Annotated in this window: 1 protein-coding gene; it reads right to left on the reverse strand. The window is 69.9% G+C overall.

Going from position 1 to position 735, the window contains the following annotated elements; translation table 11 throughout:
• Positions 1 to 557 (reverse strand): PH domain-containing protein (locus tag OMK64_RS20170; RefSeq protein ID WP_272730136.1); only part of this gene is annotated, 557 nt, incomplete at its 3' end.
• Between the last annotated feature and the right edge of the window lie 178 nt (positions 558 to 735).

Below are 735 nucleotides of genomic sequence, written 5' to 3' on the forward strand. Positions count from 1 at the left end.
CCACCCCCGAACCCGGGCCGTCCGGCCGGCTGCGCAGCGGCCATGCCGGGTGTGAAGATCGTCGCGCACAGCTCGCGGTACGTGGCGTCGGGGTGCGCGACCCAGTTGATGCGCCGCATCGCCTGGTCCTGGCCCGCCGACTCCAGCAGGAACTCGCCGTAGCCGAGGACGCGACCGACGAGCGACCGCGAGTACCGCATGTCGGTGATCTTGACGAGCGGCATCATCGCGACCTTGTGCGTGACCAGCCCGTAGAGCAGCAGCATGCGCTTGTCGGTCGCGACGAACCACTCGTTGCGCCAGTCGAGCACCTTCCACCCGAGCCGCCCGAGCAGGACGAGGAACAGCAGCCACAGCCAGTCCGCGCTCTCCCCCACGACCATCCCCGCGCCGGGGACGACGAGCAGCGCGAGGAGCAGGAAGCCGCCGAACGTCGTGAGCACGGGCTCGGCGAGCTTTCCCCAGTGCGAGCGGGCGGTGAACACGACGCGCTCGCCCGGCAGCACGTACCGGCGGATGTTGCGGTGGCTGCGGACGATCGCGTCGGGGGTCGTCATGGCGTGCGGCGGGGTGTCGCTACTCGGTGAGGCCCGCGAAGAAGCGGCCGAAGCTCGCGAACGCGCCCGTGATCATGTCCCACAGTGCGCGCACGAGGTCGGCGGCCCGGTCGGGGCTCGTGACGATCGCGTACACGAGGAAGATCGCGACGATCCAGATGAGGGTGGTCTTGAGCTT

Source organism: Cellulomonas fimi (assembly GCF_028527925.1).
GTDB lineage: Bacteria > Actinomycetota > Actinomycetes > Actinomycetales > Cellulomonadaceae > Cellulomonas > Cellulomonas fimi_C.